Raw genomic sequence first — 23,566 nt, forward strand, 5'->3', positions numbered from 1 at the left:
CCCTTGCAGGGGAGGAATAGAGATCGAAATATGACTCAGACTGCCTCCTCCACCAATTTCGTCAATGTCGGCGAGCGGACCAACGTCACCGGTTCGGCCGCGTTCAAGAAGATGATCCTGGCGGGTGATTACACCCGCGCGGTGGAGGTGGCGCGCAGCCAAGTCGAGAATGGCGCGCAGGTGGTCGACGTCAACATGGACGAAGGGCTACTCGACGCCGAATTCGCCATGACGACCTTCCTAAAGCTGATCGCCGCCGAGCCCGATATCGCGCGCGTGCCGATCATGATCGACAGCTCGAAATGGAGCGTGATCGAGGCGGGGCTGAAGTGCGTCTCGGGCAAGCCGATCGTCAACTCGATCAGCATGAAGGAAGGCGAGGAGGCGTTCCTCCATTACGCCCGCCGCTGCATGGCCTATGGCGCGGCGGTGGTGGTGATGGCGTTCGACGAGGTCGGGCAGGCGGACACCAAGGACCGCAAGGTCGAGATTTGCGCGCGCGCCTATGACCTGCTGATGGGCATCGGCTTTCCGCCGGAAGACATCATCTTCGACCCCAATGTCTTCGCGGTCGCGACCGGCATCGAAGAGCATAACAATTATGGCGTCGATTTCATCGAGGCGTGCCGCGAGATCAAGGCGCGCTGCCCGCACGTCCATATCTCGGGCGGTCTGTCGAATCTGTCCTTCTCGTTCCGCGGTAACGAACCGGTGCGCCGCGCGATGCACTCGGTGTTTCTCTATCACGCCATCCCGGCGGGCATGGACATGGCGATCGTCAATGCGGGCCAGCTCGATGTGTATGACACGATCGATCCCGAACTGCGCCAGGCGTGCGAGGATGTCGTCCTCAACCGTGATCCCGAGGCAGGCGAGCGGCTGGTCGCGCTGGCCGAGCGCTATCGCGGCACCGATGCGGTGGCGGAGAAGCAGGCGGCCGAATGGCGCAGCCTGCCGGTGACCAAGCGGCTGGAGTATGCGCTGGTCAAGGGCATCGACGCGCATGTCGTCGACGATACCGAGGAATGCCGCCAGCAATTCGCGCGGCCGATCGAGGTGATCGAAGGACCGCTGATGGACGGGATGAACGTCGTCGGCGACCTGTTCGGATCGGGCAAGATGTTCCTGCCGCAGGTCGTCAAGTCCGCGCGGGTGATGAAGAAGGCCGTCGCCCACCTGCTCCCCTTCATCGAGGCCGCCAAGGAGCCGGGCGCCAAGGGCAAGGGCAAGATCGTGCTGGCGACCGTGAAGGGCGACGTCCACGATATCGGTAAGAACATCGTCGGCGTCGTGCTCCAGTGCAACGGCTTCGAGGTGGTCGATCTGGGCGTCATGGTCCCTTGGTCGAAGATCATCGAGGCGGCGAACGAGAATGACGCCGACATGATCGGCCTGTCGGGCCTCATCACCCCATCGCTCGACGAGATGGTGACGGTGGGCGAGGAGATGCAGCGCGCGGGCATGACCATGCCGCTGCTGATCGGCGGCGCGACCACGTCCAAGGTCCACACCGCGCTGCGCATCGCGCCCGCTTATTCGGGGCCGGTGGTGCATGTCCTCGACGCATCCCGCGCGGTCGGCGTGGCCACCACGCTCGTGTCCGATACCCAGCGCGATCCTTATGTCGCGCAGGTCGCCGCCGATTACGAAGCCGTCCGCAAGGCGCGCGAAGGCAAGGGGGCCAATGCCCTCCTGCCGCTGGAGGAAGCGCGCGCGCGTGGGTTCGTGGCGGACATGGCGTTGAAGGCGGGCGATCCGAAGCAGCCGGGCGTCCATGTCTATCAGGATTGGGACCTGTCCGACCTGCGCGACTATATCGACTGGACGCCCTTCTTCCGCGCCTGGGAACTGGCGGGCAATTTCCCCGCCATCCTGACCGACGAAGTGGTCGGCGAGAGCGCCAGTGGCCTTTATGCTGATGCGCAGGCCATGCTCGACAGGATCGTCGCCGAGAAATGGCTGACCGCGCGCGGTGTCGCCGCGCTCTGGCCCTGCCGCCGCGACGGCGACGATGTAATCCTGACGGCGGATGGCAGGGAGACCCGCATCCCCTTCCTCCGCCAGCAGATCGCCAAGCGCGAAGGCCGTGCCAATATGTGCCTGGCTGACTTCATCGATCCGGCGGGAGATTGGATCGGCGGCTTCGCGGTCGGCATCCATGGTATCGATGCGCATATCGAACGCTTCCGCAGCCAGCATGACGATTACAACGACATCTTGCTGAAGGCGCTCGCCGATCGCTTGGCCGAAGCGTTTGCCGAGCGGCTGCACGCACATGTCCGCACCACGCTCTGGGGCTATGCGCCGGACGAGCAACTGACCAACGAAGCGCTGATCCGCGAACAGTATCGCGGCATCCGCCCCGCGCCGGGATATCCCGCGTGCCCGGAACACAGCATCAAGCGCACCTTGTTCGATCTGCTCGGTGCCGAACAGGCCGTCGGACTGGAATTGACCGACAGCTTCGCGATGCTGCCAACGGCGGCGGTCAGCGGCTTCTACTTCGGTCATGCCCAGGCGGAGTATTTCGGCGTGGCGCGGATCGGCGAGGATCAGGTGGCCGATTATGCGACGCGGCGTGGCGTCGATATGGCACTGGCAACGCGATGGTTGCGGCCCAATCTCGACTAAACTGGGATTTCAGTTTGATTACATAAGTTAAAGCGTCGCCGAGCAGGATCGAAGTCATCGGTACGGTGCCGTAATATTTATGGTTAATGAAAATGTTGTCTCTTTGCAACAGTAGGCGCGCTTGCTAACTACCCGCAATATTATCGGCACGTTCACCGGGGGTGGGACTGTGACGCGCCGCCTGTGCGGGGGTGCCTTGCTATGTCGGATGGCTATTATGACATTGAGATCAGCAATCTTGCGCTGATCGAAGCTTGTTGGGGTCTTTCCGTCGTCGATCAGGTCGTCGCCTGTGTTCGCGATCGTCTGGCCGAGGCCGGGCTCGCCTTTGAGCCTGCGCGTCGTCGCGGCGCGTTTCGGCTGGCATCGGGTGATGGGGACTCCGATCCGCGTCTGGCCGATCTATGCTATCGGCTGAGTGCCGATCCCATTTCCATTCTGATGCCCGACGATGGTCAGGAGGTCATGGTCCATGCCATCATCTCCTGGCGAGGGGATAATGTGCCCTGTTACCGCCGGGCGCGGGAAATCCGCCGTGACCATGGCGAGCGCTGGCCGGTCTTGTATGAAAGCGACATGCACATCGCGGTCGAGGCCTTTCGTTGCATGCGCGAGGGGCGTGTCGCCGTGCATTGGCAGAGGGTGTGCGATTACCGCCATCCCGATCACGTCCTCTATCATGAAGGGCTGGCGCGCTTTGCCGGGCCGGCGCATCTGCTGTCGCCGGCTTTGGTCTTTCCCGCCTTGGCGCGAACGGGGCTTGCATCCAGCTTCGACCGGCTGATGGTCGATCTGGTGCTCGAGCATCTTCGCGCCGATCCGTCCGCCACGCTGGGCGTCAACATCTCGGCGACATCGGCGCATCTGAACGGCTGGTGGGGCGGCGTGCTGGCTGATCTGGCCGAAGACCCCGACCTGTCGCGCCGTTTGGTGGTGGAGATCACCGAGACCGAGCAGATCACCCATATCGGTCAGACCATAGCCTTCGCGCAGCGCCTGCGTGCAATCGGCGTGACCTTGGCGCTCGACGATTTCGGAGCGGGCTATACCTCGATCCGACAGTTGATGGACCTCATGCCCGCGCTGGTGAAGATCGACGGGCTGTTCCTTCAGCGGGCGGCACGGACCGAAAGTCCCTGCCACAGCCTGCCCTATCTGATCGGCCTGATCCGCGAACTGGGCGGCACGGTCATTGTCGAGGGGGTGGAGACGCAGGCCATGGCCGATATCGCTTTCTTCAGCGGGGCGACTTGGCACCAGGGCTATCACTATGGGCGCCCGGCGGTGGAGCGCGTCGGAGTGACCCACCCGCTGCACGGTATAGCGATTCCCCAGAATGGGCATGGCTAAGATCGGGTAGCCCCAAGTTCCCACCTTGATCTTTATCAACTTTGTCAAGAGAGTTAGCCAATCCTCTGTCTTTGATCGGTTTTTCGGGAACGCGGCTTATGCTCGCCGCGTTTGCCCAACCCATGTCAGAAACCCGAAGCAGCCTTTTTCCCGTGACCGACCCCAGCGGGGGAGAGTCCGCCGATCTTCTCCGCGCGCATATTGCCGCCGCCGATTTTCCCTGTGTCGGCGCCAAGTCGGCCATGGCGCGCGGGACGCTGGAGATTTTGGGCGCGCGGGATATCGCCAGCGCCTGGGATGATCTTCGCATCCACGACGTGCTGCGCCGTTTCGCCGAACAGTATCGCGCCGAGCCGCAATTGTTTCGCAGCCTGGCCGTGGTCTTCGCCGGCCCGACCGAATTGGACGAAGCGGCGTTCGAGCGGGCGGTGTGGGCGCGTATCCAGTCGCTGTCGGACAAGGACGTCTGGTTGGGTCAGGACTGGGATTCGCGGGTCAGCTCTGACCCCGACGACCCGCACTTTTCGCTTTCATTCGGTGGGGAGGCCTTCTTTGTTGTCGGGCTCCATCCCCATGCTAGCCGCCCGGCCCGCCGCTTTCCCCGGCCGGCGATGATCTTCAATTTGCACGACCAGTTCGAGATACTGCGCGCGCAGGGAAAATATGAGACGATGCGCGAGAAGATCATGGTTCGCGACGAGGCGCTGGCGGGATCTCGCAATCCCATGCTCGCCCGTCACGGCGAGATGAGCGAAGCACGGCAATATAGCGGACGCGTGGTTGAGGCGGGGTGGCGTTGCCCGTTCCACTATGCCGGGCAGTCGGACGGCGTGGAGCCATGACCGCGTCCGCCCCGGTCGAAATCCCCCCGCGCAGCGGCGATGCCTTTCGCATGGCCAAGGGCGATAGTCTGACGGTGATCGATCCGCGCGGCCGTCAGGTCGCCGATCTGCTCGCCTTCAACGCCGACGATCTGGATGAGGTCATCTCATCGGGGCGCACGCTCGATTATGCCGAGACGATCCGGCTGACCACCGGCCACAAGCTCTATTCCAACCGATCGCGGGTGATGCTGGAGATCGTCGCGGATACGGTGGGGATGCACGACTTCCTGCTGACGCCCTGTTCGGTCGATACCTTCGACCATTTCTATCCCGATCTGCCGCGCCACCGGGGCTGTTTCGGCAATCTTGCCGCCGCGCTGGAGCCTCATGGCGTCCTGCCTGACCGGATACCGGTGGCGTTCAACTGCTTCATGAACGTGCCGGTGAATGGCGAGACGGGCAAGCTGGAGGTCCTGCCGCCGCTGAGTGGGCCGGGGGACCATATCCGCTTCGTCGCGCATATGGATTTGGTGATCGGGCTGACGGCGTGTTCGGCGCCGGCCTCGAACGGCGGGTCGTTCAAGCCGATCCAGTACCGCGTGGATCGTCCCGAGGGTATTCCTCCCCTGTAAGGGGGGGCGGCAGTCCGAAGGACTGACGGAGGGGTGTCCACGCTGACGGTGACACCCCTCCACCACCGCTATGCGGTGGTCCCCCTCCCCTTGCAGGGGAGGAATATCCGTTCAGCGCTTGCACGTATCCGCAGGGCCCGGATCGAGGTCCAGGCAACGGCCATCGACGCCGGTCATCGGCAGGCCGATCGTCGCGGCCAGGGTCGGCGCGATATCGACCGTTTCGACCGACAAGGGCTGTTCGAAGCCCGTCATCCCCTTGCGCCAGAACAGGATCGGCACGCGGCGGTCATAGTCCCAGGGCGAGCCATGGGTCTCGACATAGCCGGGACGCGGCTCCTCGATGGTTGTGACGCGCGGCTTCAGCAGCACGAGCAGGTCGCCCGATCGCTGGGGATCAAAGGAGGAACGGGCCCGCTCGCGCAGCGTCCAGGTTTCGGGCGGGGTGGTCGGCCAAGGCGTGGCGGCGATTTCGTCGCGGGTCAGCGCGGCGGCGACCTGGGGCAGCGCCTCGTAGCGGCGCTTGGCGTCGGTCAGCACCTTCGCACGCACGGCGGGGGATAGCGCGCGGTTGATATAGACATCGCTCTCCGCGCTCATCAGCACGGGCGACGTGTTGGACAGGCCCAGGTCGCGCGCGATCGCGGCGGACATGTCCTTGGTGCTCGCTTCTTGCGTGACATGGCTTTCCATCGGCATGGCGCGGATCTGCTGCCGCTCGGTCATGTCATGCGCGCCGTGATCGGCGGTCAGCACCACCTCATAATCGACGCCGGTTTGGTCGAGCACCTCGAAGAAGCCGGCCAGGGAGCGGTCGAGCTCGGCCATCTGGATGCACATCTCGGCACCCTGGGTGCCCAGCGCATGGCCGATATAATCGGTCGCCGACAGACCCACCGACAGGATGTCGGTCGCCGGCCCCTTGCCAAGCTGCATATCCTGGACGAAGCCCGCCGCCATCGCCAGCACCGCCGCGTCGGAAGCGGGCGAGACGCGGAACGCCTTCAAGTCGCCCGCCGCACGCTGGAAACGGCCGGTGCCGATCGTCTGGCCACCGACGGTGATCGGGCGATCGACCGCCTTGCAGAAGCCGGGCAGCGGCAGCGGCTCCTGCGGACGGGCGATCAGGTCGGCCACCGCCTTGCGCGTCCGCTCGACCACCGGCGGCACCGCACGGCCGGCATAGGAGACATAGGTCTTGCCGTCCCACCACCAGATCTCGTCCATCTTGTGGCCGCCCATCATCACGGCGGCTCGGTCCTTGCCCGCGACCGAGACGGTGCGCACGCGGGGATCGGCGGTCTTCATCCGCTCGCCCAGCGTCGGCACCTTCAGATGCATGTCCGAGACGGTGTAGTTATTATGGTCGTTGCCCGCGACGCTTTCGTCCTCCGAGCAATAGACGATCTTGTCGGCGCGGTTCACCGTCTGGTCGACCCAGTTGTTGGCGATGATCCCGGTATGCGCTGGGCGATAGCCGGTCAGGATGGTCGAGTGGCCCGGGCAGGTCTCGGTCGCGGCATGGCTCTGATAGCCCGAGGGGAAGACCGCGCCGGTCAACAACCGCGCCATGCCGCCGGTGAAGCGGTTGCGATATTGCGCGAACAGATCGGCCGAGAACTGGTCGACCGAGATCGCGACGATCAGCTTGGGCGGCGTGGCGGGGAAGGGGGCGAGCGGCGTCGTCGCCGGACGGTTGGTCAGGCTGGTCGGCGCGGGGCCGGGCTCCGGGCTTGCTTGCTGGGCGGCGAGGGGCGCCGCGAAGAGGGTAGCGGAGGCGAGGAGCGCGGTGCGAAGCGCGACGGGGAGCGACGTCATGGGCATCCTTGATGCAAAGCGTGAACGGCGGCGCTATGGAACGCCAAACGGGTATAGGGCAAGGTCGATGCGCGGTTGGTTTTACATCCTGATGACGGCGATATTCATGTGGATCGCCGCCGCCGTCCCGGCCCAGGCCGATACCGCGCCCTCGGCGGAGCCCGGTGCGATCCATCTGCCGATGCGTCTGGTGGCCGAAAGCGCCGTGCCCCGGGCCGGCAGCACGGTGACGCTGGCGATCGTCGCCACGCCGGAAAGGGGCTGGCACGGCTATTGGAAGAATGGCGGCGATGCCGGCCTGCCGACCGAGGCGCATTGGACCTTGCCCTCCGGCGTGACGGCGGGCGAACTGCGCTATCCGGTGCCCGGTCGGCTGAAGATCGCGGGGCTGATGAACTATGTCTATGAGCGGCCCTTCGCGCTGCTCGTCGACCTGTCGGTGCCGGCGGGGATGGCGCCGGGCACGCCGCTGCCCGTCTCGGTGAAGCTCGACTATCTGGTCTGTACCGACACGATCTGCGTTCCCGAGACCCAGACGCTGTCGACCCAACTGAAGGTGGGTGACGGCGCGGTCGATCCGGCGACGCGTAGCCAGTTCGACCGCTGGCGTGCCGCGCTGCCCAAGCCCTTGGGGGGCGAGGGCGTGATCGAGACGCAGGGCAAGACGGTACGGATCGCCGTGCCATTGCCCGCCGGGGTCGCGGTCAAGGACGTCTATTTCTTCCCGGATCGCAGCGGGGTGATCGACCATGCCGCCGATCAGCTGCTGACGCGCCAGGGCGATCAGGCGATCCTGTCGATTCCCGCTGCTGCGGTCCCGACAGCGGGGCCGGTATCGGGCGTGCTGTCGATCGGCGACGGCAACGGCCTGGCCTTCGCCGCCAAGCCGGGCGCGATCGCTAGTACGAGTAGTGCCGAGCATGGGTTCGGCGCGATCGCGCTGGCCTTTCTGGGCGCAGTGTTGGGGGGCTTGGTGCTGAACATCATGCCCTGCGTCTTCCCGATCCTCAGCCTGAAGGCGCTGAGCCTGGCGCGGGGCGGCGGTGACGAACGTCATGCCCGCGCCGAGGCGCTGGCTTATACGGCGGGGGTGGTGCTGGTCTGTGTCGGCCTGGGCGTCATCCTGCTGGCGCTCCGCGCCGGTGGGCAGAGCGCGGGCTGGGCGTTCCAGTTGCAGGACCCGCGCGTGATCGGCGTGCTGCTGCTGCTGGTCGTCGGTATCGCCTTCAATCTGGCAGGGCTGTTCGAGCTGCCGACGCCGGCCTTTGCCGGGCGGTCGGGGGCGATGGGCGCTTTTGCCACCGGCGCGCTGGCGGCGTTCGTCGCCACGCCGTGTTCGGGGCCGTTCATGGCCGGGGCGCTGGGCGCGGCGTTGGTGTTGCCGGCGGCGGCGGCGCTGGCGGTGTTCGCCGGGCTGGGGCTGGGGATCGCGCTGCCCTTCCTGGCGATCGGCTTCATCCCCGCGCTACGGCGTCGCCTGCCCAAGCCGGGGATGTGGATGGTCCGGCTGCGCCACATCCTGTCGGTGCCGATGTTCCTGACCGCGCTCGCGCTTGCCTGGGTGCTGGGGCAGGAGGCCGGGGTCGGCGGCATGACGCTGGGCCTTGCCGCGACCTTGCTGATCGCGCTCGGGCTGTGGTGGACGGGACTGCGTCAGCATGGCGGCAAGGGGCGCGCGGGCTGGCCCGCTATCGTCGCGCTGGTGCTGGCGGTGGGGATCGTCGTGACCGTCCGTCCCGCCGCCGCCATTGCCAAGGCCTCCGCCGACACCGCCTTCACCGAAGCCAAGCTGGAATCCTTGCGCAAGGAGGGGCGGCCGGTCTTCGCCTATTTCACCGCCGACTGGTGCCTGAGCTGCAAGGTCAACGAGGCCGCCGCGATCGAGCGCTCCTCGGTGCGCGAGGCGTTCGGCCGCAACAAGGTGGCGGTACTGGTCGGCGATTGGACCGATGGCGATCCCGTGCTGGGACGTTTTATCGAACAGCATAATCGCGCGGGGGTGCCGCTCTACCTCTATTACGCGCCGGGAGCGAAGGAGCCGCAAGTGCTGCCCCAGGTGCTGACGCCGTCGATGCTGGAGAAGCTCGGGGCGTAAGTCTCTGTAATTCCTCCTCTGCAAGGGGAGGTGGCGCGCGGAGCGCGACGGAGGGGTGTCGCCCTCTCGATAGTGGGACACCCCTCCGTCAGGCCTGGCGGCCTGCCACCTCCCCTTTAAGGGGAGGAATAGATGGAAGACCCCCTTGTGCCCCGCCACCATGCGGTGCAGCATGGAACCCAGGCAGCAGGGGGAGCGTAGCTACCGGATGGGGACTATCGCCGCGTTCGACGAAATCATGGGGGGACTGGACGCATCGGCGCCGCGCCCCGAACTGGCCGCTTTGCAACGCTGGCTCGATCACACATCCGACACCGAACTACGCCGTCGCCAGCAATCGGCCGAGGCGACCTTCCGCCAGCTGGGCATCACCTTCGCGGTTTACGGCGAGAGCGACGCGGCCGAGCGGATCATCCCGTTCGACATCGTGCCGCGCGTCTTTCTGCATGACGAATGGGCGCGCCTGTCCGAAGGACTGGTCCAGCGGGTCGAGGCGATCAACGCGTTTCTCGACGACATTTATGGCGAGCGGAAGATCCTGCGCGACGGCATCCTGCCGCCCGACCTGATCTTCGGTAATCCGCAATTCCGCCCCGAGATTGCGGGCATGCGTCCGCCGCACGGCGTCTGGGCGCATATCTGCGGCATCGATCTCGTTCGTACCGGACCCGATGATTTCTTCGTGCTGGAGGACAATGCCCGCACGCCATCGGGCGTCAGCTATATGCTGGAAAATCGTGAGGCGATGCTGCGCCTCTGCCCCGAGCTGTTCCGACAGTTCCGCGTGGCGGCGGTCGACAGCTATCCCGATCGCCTCCTCGCGACGATGAAGTCGGTGGCACCGCACGGCGTCGCCGAGCCGACCTGCGTCGTGCTGACGCCGGGCCATTACAACTCGGCCTATTATGAACACAGCTTCCTGGCCGACTCCATGGGGGTCGAGCTGGTCGAAGCGGCCGATCTGGTGGTCGATGACGACATCGTCTGGATGCGTACGATCGCGGGGCGGGTGAAGGTCGACGTCATCTATCGCCGCGTGGATGACGACTTCCTCGATCCGCTGGTCTTCCGCCCGGACTCGATGCTGGGCGTGCCCGGCCTGATCGCGGCCTATGCGGCGGGCAATGTCGCCATCCTCAACGCGCCGGGCAACGGCATAGCGGACGACAAGGCGATCTACAGCTATATGCCCGATATCGTCCGCTATTATTCGGGCGCCGAGCCCAAGCTGAAGAATGTCGACACCTGGCGCTGCCGCGAGCCGGAATCGCTGGCCTATGTGCTTGATCATCTGGACGAACTGGTGGTCAAGCTGGTCGATGGATCGGGGGGCTATGGCATGCTGGTCGGCCCGACCGCGACGAAGGTGCAGATCGAGCATTTCCGCGCCGCGCTGATCGCCGAGCCACATCGCTACATCGCGCAGCCGACCCTGGCCCTGTCGACGGTGCCGACCCTGGTCGAAAGCGGCGTCGCGCCGCGGCATGTCGATTTCCGGCCCTTCGTCCTGACCGGGCGCGAGGGTGTTGAGGTTACTCCCGGGGGGCTGACCCGCGTCGCGCTGCGCGAGGGCTCGCTGGTCGTCAATTCCAGCCAGGGCGGCGGCACCAAGGACAGTTTCGTGCTGATGCCGCCCGAACAGGATCACTGGGTGCAGACCCAGACCCAGGTGTCGCAAATCCAGATGCAGGGGGACCGCTGATGCTCTCGCGGACCGCCTCCTCGCTCTATTGGCTCGGGCGTTATTTCGAGCGAGCCGACTTCATCGCCCGGCTGGTCGAGGCGACGGTGCGGCTGGACGTCCTGTCGCCGCGCTCGGCGGGGCTTGCGGCCTGGGGATCGGCACTCGCCGTCACCGACACCGCCAGCGCCTTTGCCGAGGGCGGGCGCGAGTTGCGGCGGCGTGAGGTGGCGCGCTTCCTGACGGTCGAGTCCTGCCATCCCGGGTCAATCGTCCGCTGCGTCGATATGGCGCGGACCAACGCCCGCGCGGTCCGCACCGCGCTCACCCGCGAGGCGTGGAGTGCGATCAACCGCGCCTGGCTGCATTTCGAGGCCAAGCCGGTGGCGGACGAACCCGGCGCGGTGCTGAGCTTGGTCGAGGCGGTGAAGAACGAGACGCGCGGTTTCGAGGGCGCGGTCCACCGGATGCTGCGCAACCAGACGACCTGGTTCATCCGGCTGGGCCAAGCGGTCGAGCGGGCGGACAACACCGCACGGCTGCTCGACGTCAAATATCACATCCTGCTGCCGGCGGGCGAGCGGATCGGCGGCGTCGTCGACCGCGACCAGTGGACGACGATCCTTCAGACCGTTTCCGCCGTCACCGCCTATCGTTGGCTCTATTCGGACGGGCTCAAGCCTTCGAACGTGATCGACCTGCTGATTGCGCGCACCGAATTGCCGCGCAGCTTGGCGGCGTCGGTCGAGGAAACGGTGGACGTGCTGGGGCAGCTTGCCCGGCGCACGGGGCAGCATGGGGAGGCGGATCGAATGGCGAGACTACGCGCGAGCCGGATGAGCAAGACACGTTCAGGCGATGTGATCGCGGGCGGGCTCCACCAATATCTCGAAGCCTTCATATTGGAGAATGCCCAACTGCACGGCGCTATCGGCCGCCAGTTCAAGTTCGCCTGATGCGGATCGCCATCGAGCACCAGATCGTCCATCGGCCGCGAGCGCGGGGTAGCGGCGTGGCCCAGATGCTGCGGCTGACCCCGGACAATAGCGATGAACAGACCGTCGCGCATTGGCGGATCGACGTCGATTGCGATGCCCGGATGCGTGCGGGCCGTGACGGGTTCGGCAATGCGGTGACGATGCTGTACATTGAGGAGCCGGTTGAGACGGTGACGATCACCGCGACGGGCGATATCCTGACCAGCGACGCACATGGCATCGTACGCGGCACCCACGAGACGCTGCCGCCCGCGCTCTATCTGCGCGGCACCTCCGCCACACCGGCTACCGGGGCGATCAGCGCTTTTTCCGCCGAGGCGGTCCGGGACTGCGATGGCCCCCTGGCGGTGCTGCATAGCCTGAACGCCGCGATTCACCGCCGCTTCGCGATCGACCATGACTCCGGGGTCGACGCGGCGGCCCTGCTGGGTGAGGCTAAATCGGGGCCGTGTGATCTTGCGCATCTCTTCTGCACCGGCGCGCGGTCGCTCGGGCTGCCGGCGCGGTTCGTGTCGGGCTTCGTCGCGCAGGAGGACGCGGCGCGGCCGCATTGCTGGGCGGAGGCCTATGTCGAGGGGATCGGCTGGCTCGGCTTCGACCCGGCGATCGGGTTATCGCCGACCGACACGCATGTCCGGGTCGCCGTCGCGCTGGATGCGGCAGGCGCGGTGCCGATCGCCGGTGAGGCATGGAGCGACATGGTTTCGTTGACGGACGCGACCCAATAGAGCGGGCAGTCTCCGCCCCTTAGGGGCTGAGGCTTGGCGGCAGGCGCCCTATCTGCGGGGTGACTATTCCTCGCCTGCCTCGATCGCGGTTTCGACGGCGGGCGGACCACCGACATCCGGGGCGTCGGGGCAGAGCAATGACCAGCCGCGCGGGCCCAGTGCCTCCAGCGGTTGATAGCGGGTCTTGTACGCCATGCGCGGCGACCCCTTCACCCAATAGCCGAGATAGACATAAGGCAGTCCCGCGGCGCGGGCGCGCAGGATGTGGTCCATGATGATGAAATTGCCCAGTCCCGGCCGGCTTTCATCCTGGGTCTCGAAAAAGCTGTAGATCATCGACAGGCCGTCACCCTGCCGATCGGTCAGGCAGGCACCCAGCAAACGGCCGCGCTCGCCATCGGGGCCGGTTGGTTCGCGATATTCGACGACGACCGATTGGACGGGGGATAGTTCGACCATGTCGGCATAGTCGCTCTCGTCCATCGCCGCCATCCCGCCACCGGGGTGGCGCTGGCCGAGATAGCGGCGCAGCAGCTCGAACTGTTCGGCGGTCGCCCAGGGCTGGCAGGCGGTGACCTCCAGATCGGCATGGCGGCGCAGCAGCCGGCGCTGGGTGTTGTTGGCGCGGAACCCGTCGGCGACGACGCGCACCGAGACGCAGGCGGTGCAGCCCGCGCAGGACGGGCGATAGGCGACCCCCTGGCTGCGGCGGAAACCGATGCGGCTCAGCGCCTCGTTGAGTTCGCCGGCATGTTCGCCATTGAGTTCGGTGAACACCTTCCGCTCCTCACGACCCGCCAGATAGGGGCAGGGGGCGGGGCTGGTGACGAAAAAGCGCGGAAAACGGAAAGGCGCAGTCACCGCCTGGAACTTCCTTCAGGGATTCGAGAACAAGGCTTTCTTAACGAATTTGCTGGCCGAGGGGATGGCCTGAAGTTGTTCGGAAACGGGACGGTCATCAGGCCCTGTCCGGCGGGGATCAGCATCGGGCCCGATCCCCGCCCGAGCTCAGGCCAATTCGACCTGGGTCGTCTCATATCCGGCGGCGCGCAGCGCCTCGATCAAGCGGTGGAGATGAAGCGCGTCACGCGTCTCGCACTCGATATCGGTGATCAGCCCCTTGGCGGGCAGGGTGGTGAAGACGCGCTGGTGATAGACCTCGATGATGTTCACCCGCTCGCGATCGAAGATGCGCGCGACGTTGAACAGCGCGCCGGGCTGATCCTGCAACCGGATGCGCAGGCGCGCCAGCCGTCCCGAACGGGCAAGGTCGCGCAGCAGGACATTGGCGAGCAGCCGCGTGTCGATATTGCCGCCGCAGAGCACGACACCCACCGTCTTGCCGCGGAACCGCTCGGGGTGCGACATCAGCGCGGCCAGCCCCGCCGCGCCCGCGCCCTCGACCACCGTCTTCTCGATCTGGAGCAGCGCGCTGACCGCTTCCTCCAGATGGCGTTCGTCGACCAGCAGGATCTCGCGGATGAGCGCGGCGACCATCTGCGACGTCAGGCCGCCCGGCTCCTTGACCGCAATGCCCTCGGCCAGCGTATCGCCGGCGCAAGGGAGCGTGGTGCCGTTCAGCCGGTTATACATGGACGGGAAGAGCTCGGCCTGTACGCCGACCACCTCGACCGGGCGCGGCGCCGCCGCCGCGACGGTGGCGATCCCTGAGATCAGGCCGCCGCCGCCGATCGGCACGATCAGCGTGTCGATGTCGGGCGCGTCCTCCAGCATTTCCAGCGCGACCGTGCCCTGGCCCGCGATCACGCGCGGATCGTCAAAGGGGTGGACGAAGGTATAGCCGCGCTCGGCCTCCAGCACGCGGGCATGAGCATAGGCCGCGTCGAACGTATCGCCCTCCAGGACCACGGTCGCGCCATGGCCCTCGGTCTGGACGACCTTCACGATCGGTGTGGTGCGCGGCATCACGATGGTGGCAGGCACGCCCAGCCGGTTGGCGTGATAGGCCAGACCCTGCGCATGATTGCCCGCCGAGGCGGCGATCACGCCCTTGGCGCGCGCAGCGTCGGAGAGCTGGAGCAGCGTATTGAGCGCACCGCGTTCCTTATAAGCGGCGGTGAATTGGAGATTTTCGAACTTGAGATAGACGGTGGCGCGGGTCAGTTGCGACAGCGTCCGGCTGATCATGGTCGGCGTGCGGACGATCCGGTCCGAAATTCGCGCATGCGCGGCGCGGACATCGTCGATCGTGACGATGGGCGCAGCCTGTGCGCTGGCGAATGGAACTTCCGGAGCTGCCTCTTGGGCGGAACGACTAACCATCATCCAGCCCTAGCCGATCGCGGGCGGGAGGTGAACCGTTTCGGGGGGGGGCTTTGGCACGAAGCCCGGCGGCTCTTCATTTCTGCCCTGCGAGGGGAATGACGTTCGCCCGGACGGACTGTTGCAACATGGCATCGCTCGTTCGGCCAAATCTCCTCGCCGCGAAACAAGCGCAATGCGTCCGCGTTGCTGGCCCATGGGGGCCATGCTAGGGGGCGGCGATGATCGAAGGGTTGCCACGGATAGTGCCGATGTTCCCGCCAGTCGCCGGACCGCCCATCATCGGCTCGACCGCATCACGATGAGCATAGCTCCCACCGGAATCGCGACGACCGCGACCGAGGACCAGCCGCATCACCACCAGAATGGCGTCGCCCGGCTTGCGCTGGGCGCGATCGGGGTCGTGTTCGGCGATATCGGCACCAGCCCGATCTACGCCTTTCGCGAAACCTTCGCCAATCCGCATCACCCCTTGCCGCTCGACACCGCGCATATCCTGGGCGTCGTCAGCCTGATCTTCTGGTCGATGATGATCGTGGTGTCGGTGAAATATGTCGCGATCATCATGCGCGCGGACAATAAGGGTGAGGGGGGCAGCCTGGCGTTGCTCGCGCTGGTGTCGGGACAGACCAAGACGCGGCGCTGGTCGCGCGGCATCGTTCTGCTCGGCGTATTCGCCACCGCGCTTTTCTATGGCGACAGCATGATCACGCCCGCCGTCACCGTGCTCAGCGCGGTGGAGGGGCTCGCCGTCGCCGCGCCGGCCTTTGGCAGTTTCGTACTGCCAATCGCGGTCACCATCCTGATCATATTGTTCAAGATCCAGCGTTCGGGGACCGAGCGGGTGGGCCTGTTCTTCGGCCCCATCATGCTCCTCTATTTCGCGACCATCGCGGTACTGGGCGTGATCAGCTTCGTCGAGACGCCCGGCATCCTGCGCGCGCTGTCGCCGCATTATGCGGTGCAGTTCTTCTTTATCGATCCGGTGCGCGGGTTCCTGGCGCTCGGCTCGGTAGTGTTGGCGGTGACGGGGGCCGAGGCGCTTTATGCGGACATGGGCCATTTCGGGCGGCGGCCGATCGGCCTGTCCTGGCTATGCTTCGTACTGCCCGCGCTGATGCTCAACTATATGGGGCAGGGGGCGTTGCTGTTCCGCGAGGGTGCGGCGGCGCTGGAAAGCCCCTTCTACATGCTGGCGCCCGAAGGACTGCAGTTACCGCTGGTCATACTGGCGACCGCCGCGGCCGTCATCGCCAGCCAGGCGGTCATCACCGGCGCCTTCTCGGTCACGCAACAGGCGATCCAGCTCGGTTTCATGCCCCGCCTGCGCATCGAGCATACGTCCGCCGCGACCGCCGGCCAGATCTACATCCCGCTCATCAACTGGATGTTGATGGTGATGGTGATCCTGCTGGTGCTGTTCTTCCGTTCCTCGTCCAACCTGACCTCGGCCTATGGCATCGCAGTGACGGGGGCGATGCTGATCGATACCTGTCTGCTGGGCGTGGCGCTGACGCGGCTGTGGAAATGGCCGCTCTTCGCCGCCGTGCCGCTCCTCGCGCTCTTCTTCCTGGTCGATGGCGCCTATTTCCTGGCCAATCTGACCAAGGTGCCGGCGGGTGGCTGGTTTCCGCTGCTGGTCGGTTTCATCATCTTCACCTTCCTCACCACCTGGTCGACCGGGCGCAAGCTGATGATCCAGCGGCTGCGCGAGGGGACGATGCCGATCCATATCTTCATCGATTCGGCGGCGGGCGCGGCCAGTCGCGTGTCGGGCACGGCGATCTTCATGACCTCGTCCCCCGACGGTGTCCCACACGCGCTGCTCCACAATCTGAAGCACAACAAGGTGCTGCACGAGCGGATCATCCTGTTGACCGTCAAGATCGTCAGCCAGCCTTACTGGCCCGATGGGGAGCGTGCGAAGCTGGACGATCTCGGCCATGGCTTCCATCGTCTGATCCTGCGCTTCGGCTTCATGGAGGAGGCCGACGTGCCGGCGGCGCTCAAGCGCGTCGAGATGGAGGGCGGGGCGTTCAAGATGATGGACACCAGCTTCTTCCTGTCACGCCAGACCCTGCTCGCGGCGGAGCGGCCGGGCATGTCACTGTGGCGCGAAAAGCTGTTCTCCTGGATGCTTCGCAACGCGGAGAGCGCGATGGAATTCTTCCGCCTTCCGACCAATCGCGTGGTGGAGCTCGGCAGTCAGGTGGAAATCTGAGCCCGCAACCTGCTCCCATCATCGTCACCGCCCTGTTCGGCCGCGCCGACCAAGGCTGGTTCGACGGGCTGCGCCGCGAACATTTTCCGCCCGAGCGCAATGTCCTCGACGCGCACTGCACATTGTTCCATCACCTGCCGCCCAGTGTCGAGGCGGAGCTGAAGCACCGGCTCAACGGTATCACGCGCGGTGTCCGGGCGCCGGACGTGAAGGCGGCGGGGTTGATGTCGCTGGGCCGGGGCGTCGCGATTCGCATCGAATCGCCGGGTCTCGTCGCGATCCGTCGCGAACTGGTCGACGCCTTTGCCGGCATGCTGACCCCGCAGGATGCGGGCGGCTGGCGACCGCATGTGACGATCCAGAACAAGGTGACGCCGGCCACCGCCAAGCTGCTTCTTCAGCAGATGGAACGCGATTTCCGCCCGAAAACCGTCGAGCTGATCGGCCTGGGTGCCTGGTGGTATCGGGGCGGCCCCTGGGAAATGCTGTCGCGTCATTTGTTCGCTTGACGGCCGAAAAAGGCCTGTCTATAGGCGCGCCTCCACCGGGTGGAACGCCACGGCATGGCGAAGTAGCTCAGCTGGTTAGAGCAGCGGAATCATAATCCGCGTGTCGGGGGTTCAAGTCCCTCCTTCGCTACCACCCGGTGTATTATCCCCTAAACCATCGCAATCGCTAGGTTTTTCCGGCTCTGTCGGTTTCGGATTTCTTCGGTTTTTGTCGTTGATTTCTGGAAGCGTGGCAGGCGTTTGGGGGCCTATTTGGGAGGTTTCGGTTCCCGCTGGCTCCCGGCTTGCTTTTCCAGCTTGCGAATGGCGGCCTCTCCGAGACGCGGATCTCGATTGAGATAATGGGCGTCGAGGATCTCGTTCACGTCCTTGAGCGAATGCCCCGTGACGGTCGCGATCTCCGGCGCTGTGGCGCCCGCCAGCGCCAGGCGGGTTACCGCCGTGCCGCGCAGATCGTGGAAGGTGACGCCCGCGACGCCGGCCGCCGCGCAGGCTTTGCGCCAGGAGGCGCGAAAGCCGCTCTCGGTCCAGGGCGTACCCCGTTGGGTCAGGAGAATATGCTGCCCGGCCGGTCGCGAATCGCAGGCGTCCAGACGTGCTTTCAGCGGCGCCCCGACTGGTATGACGACGCGCTTCCCATCCGACTGGCGAACCTTGGACACGGTCTTGGCCTGGACCAGCCGGATATGCGAGCCATCATACTGGCCCCAGCGCATCGCGATCAGATCGCCTTGGCGCTGTCCGGTCCACAGCGCCAGGCACAAGGCCAGCCGCAGATGTTCCGGAGCCTTTGCATAGAACGCCTCTTCATCGGCCGTGGTCCAGACGCGAGTTGAGCGCGATGAACGATAGGTGCGGCCGCCGGCGCGCAGGGGGTGGGCGGTGATATGGCCGCGATCGAGTCCCCAGGACAGGATTCGCGCGAAGACCGCAAAAGCATAGTCCGCTTGCCGGCGCGATACAGCCGCCAGGCGGTCACGCCAGGCCAACAGTTCCCCGCGCGTGCGCTTATCTTCCAAAGCCGCCAAGGGGAAATCATGATATTCGCCGTCGATGACGGCGATCTTCTTCTTGTAATCGGCGCGGGTTCGCGGTGCGAGGTCCTTGAAGTCGACCGAGTCCTGGAACTTGTCGAGCAGGCCGCGAACGACATCGTCGGTGGCGAGCTGGCGCGTGCGGGTGGCTTCCGCAAAGCTATCGAGAAACTCCGGCGAGCCGGGCTCGCCTTTCAGGCGCGGGCCGCCCTTCCATGCATAGTAATAGGTGACCTTGGTACCGTCGCTCAGAATGGCTTTGACGCGGTTGATCCCCTTCAAATTAACGTCCATCGCGGCGCGCTCTCCATGCGTCGAAGGGATCGGAAGGGACCGGCGCCGGCGTGGCGTCGAGGTGGAACAGGCTGATGGTGCCGTCCGGCGCGATCTCCGTCCGCACGACCGGCTGATCGGCGTTCTTCGCGGCCTTGAGCGCGCGGGTCAGATCGGTCTGATGCCACGTGACGCGGGCGCTACCCATGGGCGGCCCCCCGGATCGCGTCCTCGATATCGATCTGGCGGGCGTCCGCTTGCGCTTTGCCATAGCGGACCGACAGGTGCGTATCGCACCATGTCGAGTGCCCGGTCGCGTCGTGGTGACGCGCAGCCAGCGCCAAAGCGTTTGGGCCGGTCCAGCCAGTCCCTTCGCCATGGCAGGTGACGCAGCCCGCAGTAGCCGAGCTGGTGGTGCTCTTGACGCGGGCCATCAGTAATCGTCCCAATCGCTATTCGCACGGGGGTCGATCGGGCAGCCCCATGGGGTCTCGAAGCGAACGGCCACGGCATCGAGCCAATCGATCTCGTCCGCATAGCGCCATGGCCCCACGACGCCGTTTGCCGTCATCACGAAGGCGATCGGGGTGTAGGAGTATGCCTGAAGCTCACATGCCCAATCGGGTGGGGTAAAAGGGGGCTCTAAGGCGATCAGCCGATCTTCGGCGATGCGGCGGGCCAGCATGACGCGCTGGTCGGCGGTCAAGATCATGACTTCACCTCCACTTCGTCCAGGCGGAGCGCCGCCATGGCCGCGATGGCCGGGGCGGTGTCGCCGGCAGCGGCCGCTTTGACGGCCGCCGCGAGTTGCAGGGTCACGCCGATCGCATGGGTCATGATGGCGGCGCGGGCGTGGGCTTCGCGCAGGGTCAGGGGGGCGGCGCGGCGGACATCGCCGTCGCGGACCACCTCCAGCGCGCGCAGGCTTTGGGTGAGGGTGGCGTACATCACGCGGGTTCTTCGAGTTTGAGGCGTCGCACGACCCACCCGACTATTGCCTGTGCCTGGAAGGCGATCGGGTCGGTCAGGGTGGTGGGGAGTTCATCGGCAAGAATGGCGGTCGGATCGTCGCGCAGATGCTGACGCAGATCCTTCAGGCCAGATTCGAGCGCGGCGGATACCGAGCAGACCGCCTTTCTCCGATCCTCGATGGTGAAGATCGGGCGGGGCGGAACGGCCGGTTCGACGATCGGCGTCGTGGTGGCGGGCGCCTGGGCAAACCAGGCAAGGAAATCGGTGATGCAGGACGGGCAGAGATCATCCATCCCGTCCTTGCCGACGCGAGCGCCACCACTGTGACGCCGCGCCGCGATGCCGCCCCAACCGTCCGGGCGCGCCTGGTCATCGGCAACGCTGTGTTCGGTGCCGCAACGATCGCAACGAAGTGTAAAGGTGGTGGCGATCGACATCAGATCATCCCCAGGGCCCGCATGTAGACCTCAAGGATCGCTTCTTCCTGCTGGTAATCCTCCCGCTTCTTCTTGCGGATGTTCATGATCGTGCGGACAGCCTTCTTGTCGAAACCGCGCGCCTTGGCCTCGGCGAAAACATCCTTGATGTCGTCGGAGATACCCTTCTTCTCTTCCTCCAGGCGCTCGGCGCGCTCGATCAGCAGGCGCAGTTCATCCGCCGTTTGCTGATCGATCTTGGACAGGTCGGTTTCGGTTATCATGTCAGTCTCCCGTGGTGCTTGGTGGGGTGGGGTCTGCAGCTCTGGCCAGAGCCGACTCTTGTAGAGAGGCGCTCAACAGGAGCCGGGCGGGTCAGAAATCGGGGGGCGGGCGGCGCGGGATGGGGTGGCAGTCCTTGGCCAGCGCCAGGCAGGCCGCGCCGCTGTCGAAGCGGACCGAGGCGAGCGCGCCCCGTACCGCCAGCACGTCGCAATGCTTGCCACGCGCCTGACCGAGCCCGAGATAGACGGCGCGGTCGCCATGACAGATGCCGGTCGCGACCATGTCACCGCCGCGTGTCCTTCGCCTGCGCGGCGATGGTGACGATCACGAAGGGAATGGCGACGATCGCGACGACGATGACGCCGAGTAGGCGAACCCAGGCGGGAACCGGTTTGCGGTCCATCACCGGTCCCCCGCCAGCGTGGCGCAGGCCAGGCAGGTCGCATCATCGTGCCAGCCGCCGGCGTCGACGCCCGGCGATGTCTCCATGTCCCAGGCGCTGACCCCGCACCCGCGACAGATGCGCGGATGCGCGCCGGCCGGTGCGTTGTAGAGCTGATGATAGACATCCGGGTCGAAGGGGAAGACGGCGCGCAACTGGTCGAGCGTCGCGCGCAGCTTGGCGCGGACGCCGGGCGTCTCCAGCGACCGGAGGAGCTGCGCGGCGATGCTGACCCCTTCCGGCCCGCGTGCGATGCGGCGCGCCACATCGTCGTGCGACAGGCGGGCGGCCTGGCGGCGGAGCATCAGATAGGCATCCGGGGTGAGCGGCTTACACGCGGCGGTGGAGGGGAGCGCGAAATGGAGCATGGCGGCGATCCTTTCGTGGCAAAGCGGGGGCGTTTCCCGCGACGGGGTGGTCGCGGGCGGGGGAAAGACGGGGCAGGGGTGGGGCGGTCAGGCCGCCCGGATCAGGGCGGCGTCATCCGGGTGGCGCGCTTTCGGCGGCCGCAGGCCGGTTGTCGTTGACCGGCTCCTTCTCGTCATCATTGGCGGGCTTGGCGCGCCACTGACCAAAGGGGAGGCGGACGGCGGGATTCGGCACGTCGCTGGGGCGGATCGAGCGGATCACCGCGAGCTGCACGACCATCGTGTGGCCGCACAGGTCATTGTCGCAGACGCACCGCAATTCGCGCGTCAGCAGGTCGATATGGACGCTGTCGCGCGTGATCGCCCGCGATCCGCAATGCGGGCAGGCGATGCCGGGAATTCGGACAAGCTTCTTCTTCACTGGTGGTTACCCCCGTCTTTCCCCGCGTCGGTTGCCATGGACGGGAGGAAACTGGTCAGGCGGCGCATCAGCGCGTCGATCGCGCCGGCCGACTGTTCCACCTCTGCGAGCGCGCGATGCACATCCAGCGGAGAGGCGTTGGACTGGGTGATACGGATGGCGGCGGCCATGGCCTCGCCAAATTCCTTGCTGGCGACGGCGATTTCGCCAAGCAGTTCGCGCGTGCAGGCTTCCTGCCGCTCGATCTGAATGCCGAGCTGGAACTCGAAGGCGTCGAAGAAGGGTGATCCCTGCCCGCCGGCCGCGATATAGGCGGCGTCGAGCGCCTGCGCCTGCGCGATCGAGGGGACGGTCTTGCAATTCGTCTGCGACCAGTAGCGCGCGGAGCGCAGCGCCCGGCCGGTGATGCGGCACACCTCTTCCCACCCGATCGCACCGGCGATACGGGTGATTGCGTCTGGATAGGTACGGGGCGCGCGGAGCTGGGTCACGCCACGCCCTGAGACGTCGTGCTATCGGAAGGGCATTCGTCCATTAGCGCAAAGCCGCCCTCACCGCGGAGAGCAGCGGTGATACGATGCCAGTTCTCGTCCAATTCCGAGAAAATGGTCGCGATGGCGATTGCCCCCGCCCCGCCCATTACAGTCAGGCTGGCGAGCCCCAGGCAGTGCATGAACAATGCCGTATTCATGACTTAACACACTGCATAATGGCGCGCCGATTGCCGGGGACAGTCGGCGCGCCGCCCTCTACCACCTCGTTGCCTGGGAGTACGGAGGAGATGGGTTCGGGATCGAAAATGTCAGGACACAGCAGGTGACGGGGTACACCGGTGCTATGCTCGATGGCTATCGCCTCCGAAGGTTCAGCACGACAGTTTCCCCGGAGTCGCTTGGATATGGCAGGCTGCCGTTTTCCGACGATCTCCGCCAAGGCCGCCTGCGATCCAGCGATCCGCAGCGCTTCCTTGAACGCATTTTCCGGGGTCATGGGCTGTTCCATGACCCCGATGTATTCCGCGCGGAATAGGTGAGTCAATACCAAAGTGCGATGGTTTTATATTCCTGCGGTTATATTTTCCGGCCGTGATTAGAAGCGATCGAGTGAGGTCCCGCATGGACGCCGTTGGGCTGACCCAGTCCGGGTTGGCTCGGCGCGTTGGCGTGACCCAGGGTGCCATAGCTAAAATCGCCAAGAACAATCCGAACGGTTCTTCTTATCTGCATAAGATTGCACAGGTGTTGGAGACGACGCCGGCGTATCTGACCGGGGAGACAGACGATCCGAGTGAGGGCGCGCCGCCCCCACCACCTCCTTCTCCGGTGACGGTCCGTTTGGAGGTCACACTTGGATCGGAGGAGGCTCTAGCCCTGATGTTCGAGGGGCTGTTGGCGGGGCTGGATCCGAACGCGTCGCGGGCATCGCACGCTCGGCTGCTTGCACGTAAGCTTCCCATTGCGCTGTCATCTCTGCGATCTTTGCGGACCGTGCCGGATCATGATCCGGCGTCATCAGAAGCCGACGCAGATCTCGCCACAGCGAATTCCGAACCTCGACCGTGACCGAACAGGCGATCTCGCATGGC

General features: G+C 65.6%; 26 protein-coding genes and 1 tRNA gene. 12 read left to right on the forward strand and 15 right to left on the reverse strand.

Features of this window, described 5'->3' with window-relative positions; translation table 11 throughout:
- Positions 1 to 30 precede the first annotated feature (30 nt).
- From metH to SP6_RS02530, 4 genes are all read left to right on the forward strand, one after another.
- Positions 31 to 2,631 carry a methionine synthase gene (gene metH / locus SP6_RS02515; protein ID WP_007405873.1) on the forward strand — a complete coding sequence of 867 codons (2,601 nt, stop codon included), beginning with the start codon at positions 31 to 33 and terminating at the stop codon, positions 2,629 to 2,631.
- 201 nt (positions 2,632 to 2,832) lie between these two features.
- Positions 2,833 to 3,981 (forward strand): EAL domain-containing protein, encoded by a 1,149-nt coding sequence (locus SP6_RS02520; RefSeq protein WP_007405914.1) that lies wholly within the window; start codon positions 2,833 to 2,835, stop codon positions 3,979 to 3,981.
- A 122-nt stretch (positions 3,982 to 4,103) separates the two neighbouring features.
- Positions 4,104 to 4,823 carry a guanitoxin biosynthesis heme-dependent pre-guanitoxin N-hydroxylase GntA gene (gene gntA / locus SP6_RS02525; protein ID WP_037569280.1) on the forward strand — a complete coding sequence of 240 codons (720 nt, stop codon included), beginning with the start codon at positions 4,104 to 4,106 and terminating at the stop codon, positions 4,821 to 4,823.
- A complete protein-coding gene (locus tag SP6_RS02530) occupies positions 4,820 to 5,437 on the forward strand; it encodes a DUF1989 domain-containing protein (RefSeq protein WP_007405898.1) in 618 nt (205 codons plus the stop codon). The genes gntA and SP6_RS02530 overlap by 4 nt, the downstream gene beginning before the upstream one ends.
- A 111-nt stretch (positions 5,438 to 5,548) precedes the next feature.
- Here the strand turns inward: SP6_RS02530 and SP6_RS02535 are convergent, their stop codons facing one another.
- Entirely contained in the window at positions 5,549 to 7,255 is a 1,707-nt protein-coding gene (locus SP6_RS02535) for an alkaline phosphatase family protein (RefSeq protein ID WP_007405903.1), read from the reverse strand.
- 67 nt (positions 7,256 to 7,322) lie between these two features.
- Between SP6_RS02535 and SP6_RS02540 the strand changes: the two genes are divergently transcribed.
- The 4 genes from SP6_RS02540 to SP6_RS02555 all read left to right on the forward strand — a co-directional run bounded on the left by SP6_RS02540 (position 7,323) and on the right by SP6_RS02555 (position 12,757).
- The gene (locus tag SP6_RS02540) at positions 7,323 to 9,350 is read left to right on the forward strand and encodes a protein-disulfide reductase DsbD family protein (RefSeq protein ID WP_007405875.1); all 2,028 of its coding nucleotides are present in this window, start codon (positions 7,323 to 7,325) and stop codon (positions 9,348 to 9,350) included.
- 208 nt (positions 9,351 to 9,558) lie between these two features.
- Positions 9,559 to 11,052, forward strand: a complete 1,494-nt coding sequence (locus SP6_RS02545; protein WP_007404118.1) for a circularly permuted type 2 ATP-grasp protein — start codon at positions 9,559 to 9,561, stop codon at positions 11,050 to 11,052.
- Positions 11,052 to 11,987, forward strand: a complete 936-nt coding sequence (locus tag SP6_RS02550; protein WP_007404195.1) for an alpha-E domain-containing protein — start codon at positions 11,052 to 11,054, stop codon at positions 11,985 to 11,987. The genes SP6_RS02545 and SP6_RS02550 overlap by 1 nt, the downstream gene beginning before the upstream one ends.
- Positions 11,987 to 12,757 carry a transglutaminase family protein gene (locus tag SP6_RS02555; protein WP_007404241.1) on the forward strand — a complete coding sequence of 257 codons (771 nt, stop codon included), beginning with the start codon at positions 11,987 to 11,989 and terminating at the stop codon, positions 12,755 to 12,757. The genes SP6_RS02550 and SP6_RS02555 overlap by 1 nt, the downstream gene beginning before the upstream one ends.
- Positions 12,758 to 12,820: 63 nt before the next feature.
- Here SP6_RS02555 and SP6_RS02560 read toward each other — a convergent pair whose 3' ends face one another.
- Together SP6_RS02560 and SP6_RS02565 are read right to left on the reverse strand one after the other, a co-directional pair.
- On the reverse strand, positions 12,821 to 13,618 hold the full coding sequence (locus SP6_RS02560) for an arginyltransferase (RefSeq protein ID WP_007404005.1): 798 nt from the start codon (positions 13,616 to 13,618) through the stop codon (positions 12,821 to 12,823).
- 147 nt (positions 13,619 to 13,765) lie between these two features.
- The gene (locus SP6_RS02565; RefSeq protein WP_007403956.1) at positions 13,766 to 15,043 is read right to left on the reverse strand and encodes a threonine ammonia-lyase; all 1,278 of its coding nucleotides are present in this window, start codon (positions 15,041 to 15,043) and stop codon (positions 13,766 to 13,768) included.
- 298 nt (positions 15,044 to 15,341) lie between these two features.
- Between SP6_RS02565 and SP6_RS02570 the strand changes: the two genes are divergently transcribed.
- From SP6_RS02570 to SP6_RS02580, 3 genes are all read left to right on the forward strand, one after another.
- Positions 15,342 to 17,261 (forward strand): potassium transporter Kup, encoded by a 1,920-nt coding sequence (locus SP6_RS02570; RefSeq protein WP_037568034.1) that lies wholly within the window; start codon positions 15,342 to 15,344, stop codon positions 17,259 to 17,261.
- Positions 17,258 to 17,770, forward strand: a complete 513-nt coding sequence (locus SP6_RS02575; protein ID WP_037568120.1) for a 2'-5' RNA ligase family protein — start codon at positions 17,258 to 17,260, stop codon at positions 17,768 to 17,770. Before SP6_RS02570 ends, SP6_RS02575 begins: the two co-directional genes overlap by 4 nt.
- Positions 17,771 to 17,826: 56 nt before the next feature.
- Positions 17,827 to 17,903: transfer RNA gene (locus SP6_RS02580), tRNA-Met, on the forward strand.
- A gap of 115 nt (positions 17,904 to 18,018) precedes the next feature.
- On the opposite strand, the gene SP6_RS02585 is transcribed toward SP6_RS02580, so the two are convergent.
- From SP6_RS02585 to SP6_RS20225, 12 genes are all read right to left on the reverse strand, one after another.
- On the reverse strand, positions 18,019 to 19,098 hold the full coding sequence (locus tag SP6_RS02585) for a site-specific integrase (protein WP_042468404.1): 1,080 nt from the start codon (positions 19,096 to 19,098) through the stop codon (positions 18,019 to 18,021).
- The gene (locus SP6_RS02590; RefSeq protein WP_042468406.1) at positions 19,088 to 19,285 is read right to left on the reverse strand and encodes a hypothetical protein; all 198 of its coding nucleotides are present in this window, start codon (positions 19,283 to 19,285) and stop codon (positions 19,088 to 19,090) included. The genes SP6_RS02585 and SP6_RS02590 overlap by 11 nt, the downstream gene beginning before the upstream one ends.
- On the reverse strand, positions 19,278 to 19,511 hold the full coding sequence (locus SP6_RS02595; protein WP_042468408.1) for a hypothetical protein: 234 nt from the start codon (positions 19,509 to 19,511) through the stop codon (positions 19,278 to 19,280). Before SP6_RS02595 ends, SP6_RS02590 begins: the two co-directional genes overlap by 8 nt.
- Positions 19,511 to 19,789 (reverse strand): hypothetical protein, encoded by a 279-nt coding sequence (locus SP6_RS02600; RefSeq protein ID WP_045078026.1) that lies wholly within the window; start codon positions 19,787 to 19,789, stop codon positions 19,511 to 19,513. The genes SP6_RS02595 and SP6_RS02600 overlap by 1 nt, the downstream gene beginning before the upstream one ends.
- Entirely contained in the window at positions 19,786 to 20,025 is a 240-nt protein-coding gene (locus tag SP6_RS02605) for a hypothetical protein (RefSeq protein ID WP_042468412.1), read from the reverse strand. The genes SP6_RS02600 and SP6_RS02605 overlap by 4 nt, the downstream gene beginning before the upstream one ends.
- Positions 20,025 to 20,486, reverse strand: a complete 462-nt coding sequence (locus SP6_RS02610; protein WP_042468413.1) for a hypothetical protein — start codon at positions 20,484 to 20,486, stop codon at positions 20,025 to 20,027. The genes SP6_RS02605 and SP6_RS02610 overlap by 1 nt, the downstream gene beginning before the upstream one ends.
- Positions 20,486 to 20,749, reverse strand: a complete 264-nt coding sequence (locus SP6_RS02615; protein ID WP_042468414.1) for a DUF2312 domain-containing protein — start codon at positions 20,747 to 20,749, stop codon at positions 20,486 to 20,488. Before SP6_RS02615 ends, SP6_RS02610 begins: the two co-directional genes overlap by 1 nt.
- A 91-nt stretch (positions 20,750 to 20,840) precedes the next feature.
- Entirely contained in the window at positions 20,841 to 21,032 is a 192-nt protein-coding gene (locus SP6_RS02620; RefSeq protein WP_042468416.1) for a hypothetical protein, read from the reverse strand.
- Positions 21,033 to 21,152: 120 nt separating this feature from the next.
- Positions 21,153 to 21,560 (reverse strand): hypothetical protein, encoded by a 408-nt coding sequence (locus SP6_RS02625; RefSeq protein ID WP_053003266.1) that lies wholly within the window; start codon positions 21,558 to 21,560, stop codon positions 21,153 to 21,155.
- Between the two features lie 112 nt (positions 21,561 to 21,672).
- A complete protein-coding gene (locus tag SP6_RS02630) occupies positions 21,673 to 21,981 on the reverse strand; it encodes an Ogr/Delta-like zinc finger protein (protein WP_113668063.1) in 309 nt (102 codons plus the stop codon).
- Positions 21,978 to 22,472, reverse strand: coding sequence for a hypothetical protein (locus tag SP6_RS02635; protein WP_042468417.1), 495 nt, complete (start codon positions 22,470 to 22,472; stop codon positions 21,978 to 21,980). The genes SP6_RS02630 and SP6_RS02635 overlap by 4 nt, the downstream gene beginning before the upstream one ends.
- Before the next feature lie 196 nt (positions 22,473 to 22,668).
- On the reverse strand, positions 22,669 to 22,971 hold the full coding sequence (locus SP6_RS20225; RefSeq protein ID WP_165384322.1) for a YdaS family helix-turn-helix protein: 303 nt from the start codon (positions 22,969 to 22,971) through the stop codon (positions 22,669 to 22,671).
- 125 nt (positions 22,972 to 23,096) lie between these two features.
- Between SP6_RS20225 and SP6_RS20740 the strand changes: the two genes are divergently transcribed.
- A complete protein-coding gene (locus SP6_RS20740) occupies positions 23,097 to 23,543 on the forward strand; it encodes a helix-turn-helix domain-containing protein (RefSeq protein ID WP_042468423.1) in 447 nt (148 codons plus the stop codon).
- Positions 23,544 to 23,566 lie beyond the last annotated feature (23 nt).

The organism is Sphingomonas paucimobilis NBRC 13935, from assembly GCF_000739895.2.
In the GTDB taxonomy this organism is placed as follows: domain Bacteria; phylum Pseudomonadota; class Alphaproteobacteria; order Sphingomonadales; family Sphingomonadaceae; genus Sphingomonas; species Sphingomonas paucimobilis.

What these genes read in the sequence shown, in the direction of transcription:
- metH (WP_007405873.1), top strand. Translation starts at nt 31, where the DNA reads ATGACTCAGACTGCCTCCTCCACCAATTTCGTCAATGTCGGCGAGCGG.
- SP6_RS02520 (WP_007405914.1), top strand. Translation starts at nt 2,833, where the DNA reads ATGTCGGATGGCTATTATGACATTGAGATCAGCAATCTTGCGCTGATC.
- gntA (WP_037569280.1), top strand. Translation starts at nt 4,104, where the DNA reads ATGTCAGAAACCCGAAGCAGCCTTTTTCCCGTGACCGACCCCAGCGGG.
- SP6_RS02530 (WP_007405898.1), top strand. Translation starts at nt 4,820, where the DNA reads ATGACCGCGTCCGCCCCGGTCGAAATCCCCCCGCGCAGCGGCGATGCC.
- SP6_RS02535 (WP_007405903.1), bottom strand. Translation starts at nt 7,255, where the DNA reads ATGACGTCGCTCCCCGTCGCGCTTCGCACCGCGCTCCTCGCCTCCGCT.
- SP6_RS02540 (WP_007405875.1), top strand. Translation starts at nt 7,323, where the DNA reads ATGCGCGGTTGGTTTTACATCCTGATGACGGCGATATTCATGTGGATC.
- SP6_RS02545 (WP_007404118.1), top strand. Translation starts at nt 9,559, where the DNA reads ATGGGGACTATCGCCGCGTTCGACGAAATCATGGGGGGACTGGACGCA.
- SP6_RS02550 (WP_007404195.1), top strand. Translation starts at nt 11,052, where the DNA reads ATGCTCTCGCGGACCGCCTCCTCGCTCTATTGGCTCGGGCGTTATTTC.
- SP6_RS02555 (WP_007404241.1), top strand. Translation starts at nt 11,987, where the DNA reads ATGCGGATCGCCATCGAGCACCAGATCGTCCATCGGCCGCGAGCGCGG.
- SP6_RS02565 (WP_007403956.1), bottom strand. Translation starts at nt 15,043, where the DNA reads ATGATGGTTAGTCGTTCCGCCCAAGAGGCAGCTCCGGAAGTTCCATTC.
- SP6_RS02570 (WP_037568034.1), top strand. Translation starts at nt 15,342, where the DNA reads ATGAGCATAGCTCCCACCGGAATCGCGACGACCGCGACCGAGGACCAG.
- SP6_RS02585 (WP_042468404.1), bottom strand. Translation starts at nt 19,098, where the DNA reads ATGGACGTTAATTTGAAGGGGATCAACCGCGTCAAAGCCATTCTGAGC.
- SP6_RS02590 (WP_042468406.1), bottom strand. Translation starts at nt 19,285, where the DNA reads ATGGGTAGCGCCCGCGTCACGTGGCATCAGACCGATCTGACCCGCGCG.
- SP6_RS02595 (WP_042468408.1), bottom strand. Translation starts at nt 19,511, where the DNA reads ATGGCCCGCGTCAAGAGCACCACCAGCTCGGCTACTGCGGGCTGCGTC.
- SP6_RS02600 (WP_045078026.1), bottom strand. Translation starts at nt 19,789, where the DNA reads ATGATCTTGACCGCCGACCAGCGCGTCATGCTGGCCCGCCGCATCGCC.
- SP6_RS02605 (WP_042468412.1), bottom strand. Translation starts at nt 20,025, where the DNA reads ATGTACGCCACCCTCACCCAAAGCCTGCGCGCGCTGGAGGTGGTCCGC.
- SP6_RS02610 (WP_042468413.1), bottom strand. Translation starts at nt 20,486, where the DNA reads ATGTCGATCGCCACCACCTTTACACTTCGTTGCGATCGTTGCGGCACC.
- SP6_RS02615 (WP_042468414.1), bottom strand. Translation starts at nt 20,749, where the DNA reads ATGATAACCGAAACCGACCTGTCCAAGATCGATCAGCAAACGGCGGAT.
- SP6_RS02620 (WP_042468416.1), bottom strand. Translation starts at nt 21,032, where the DNA reads ATGGTCGCGACCGGCATCTGTCATGGCGACCGCGCCGTCTATCTCGGG.
- SP6_RS02625 (WP_053003266.1), bottom strand. Translation starts at nt 21,560, where the DNA reads ATGCTCCATTTCGCGCTCCCCTCCACCGCCGCGTGTAAGCCGCTCACC.
- SP6_RS20225 (WP_165384322.1), bottom strand. Translation starts at nt 22,971, where the DNA reads ATGACCCCGGAAAATGCGTTCAAGGAAGCGCTGCGGATCGCTGGATCG.
- SP6_RS20740 (WP_042468423.1), top strand. Translation starts at nt 23,097, where the DNA reads ATGGACGCCGTTGGGCTGACCCAGTCCGGGTTGGCTCGGCGCGTTGGC.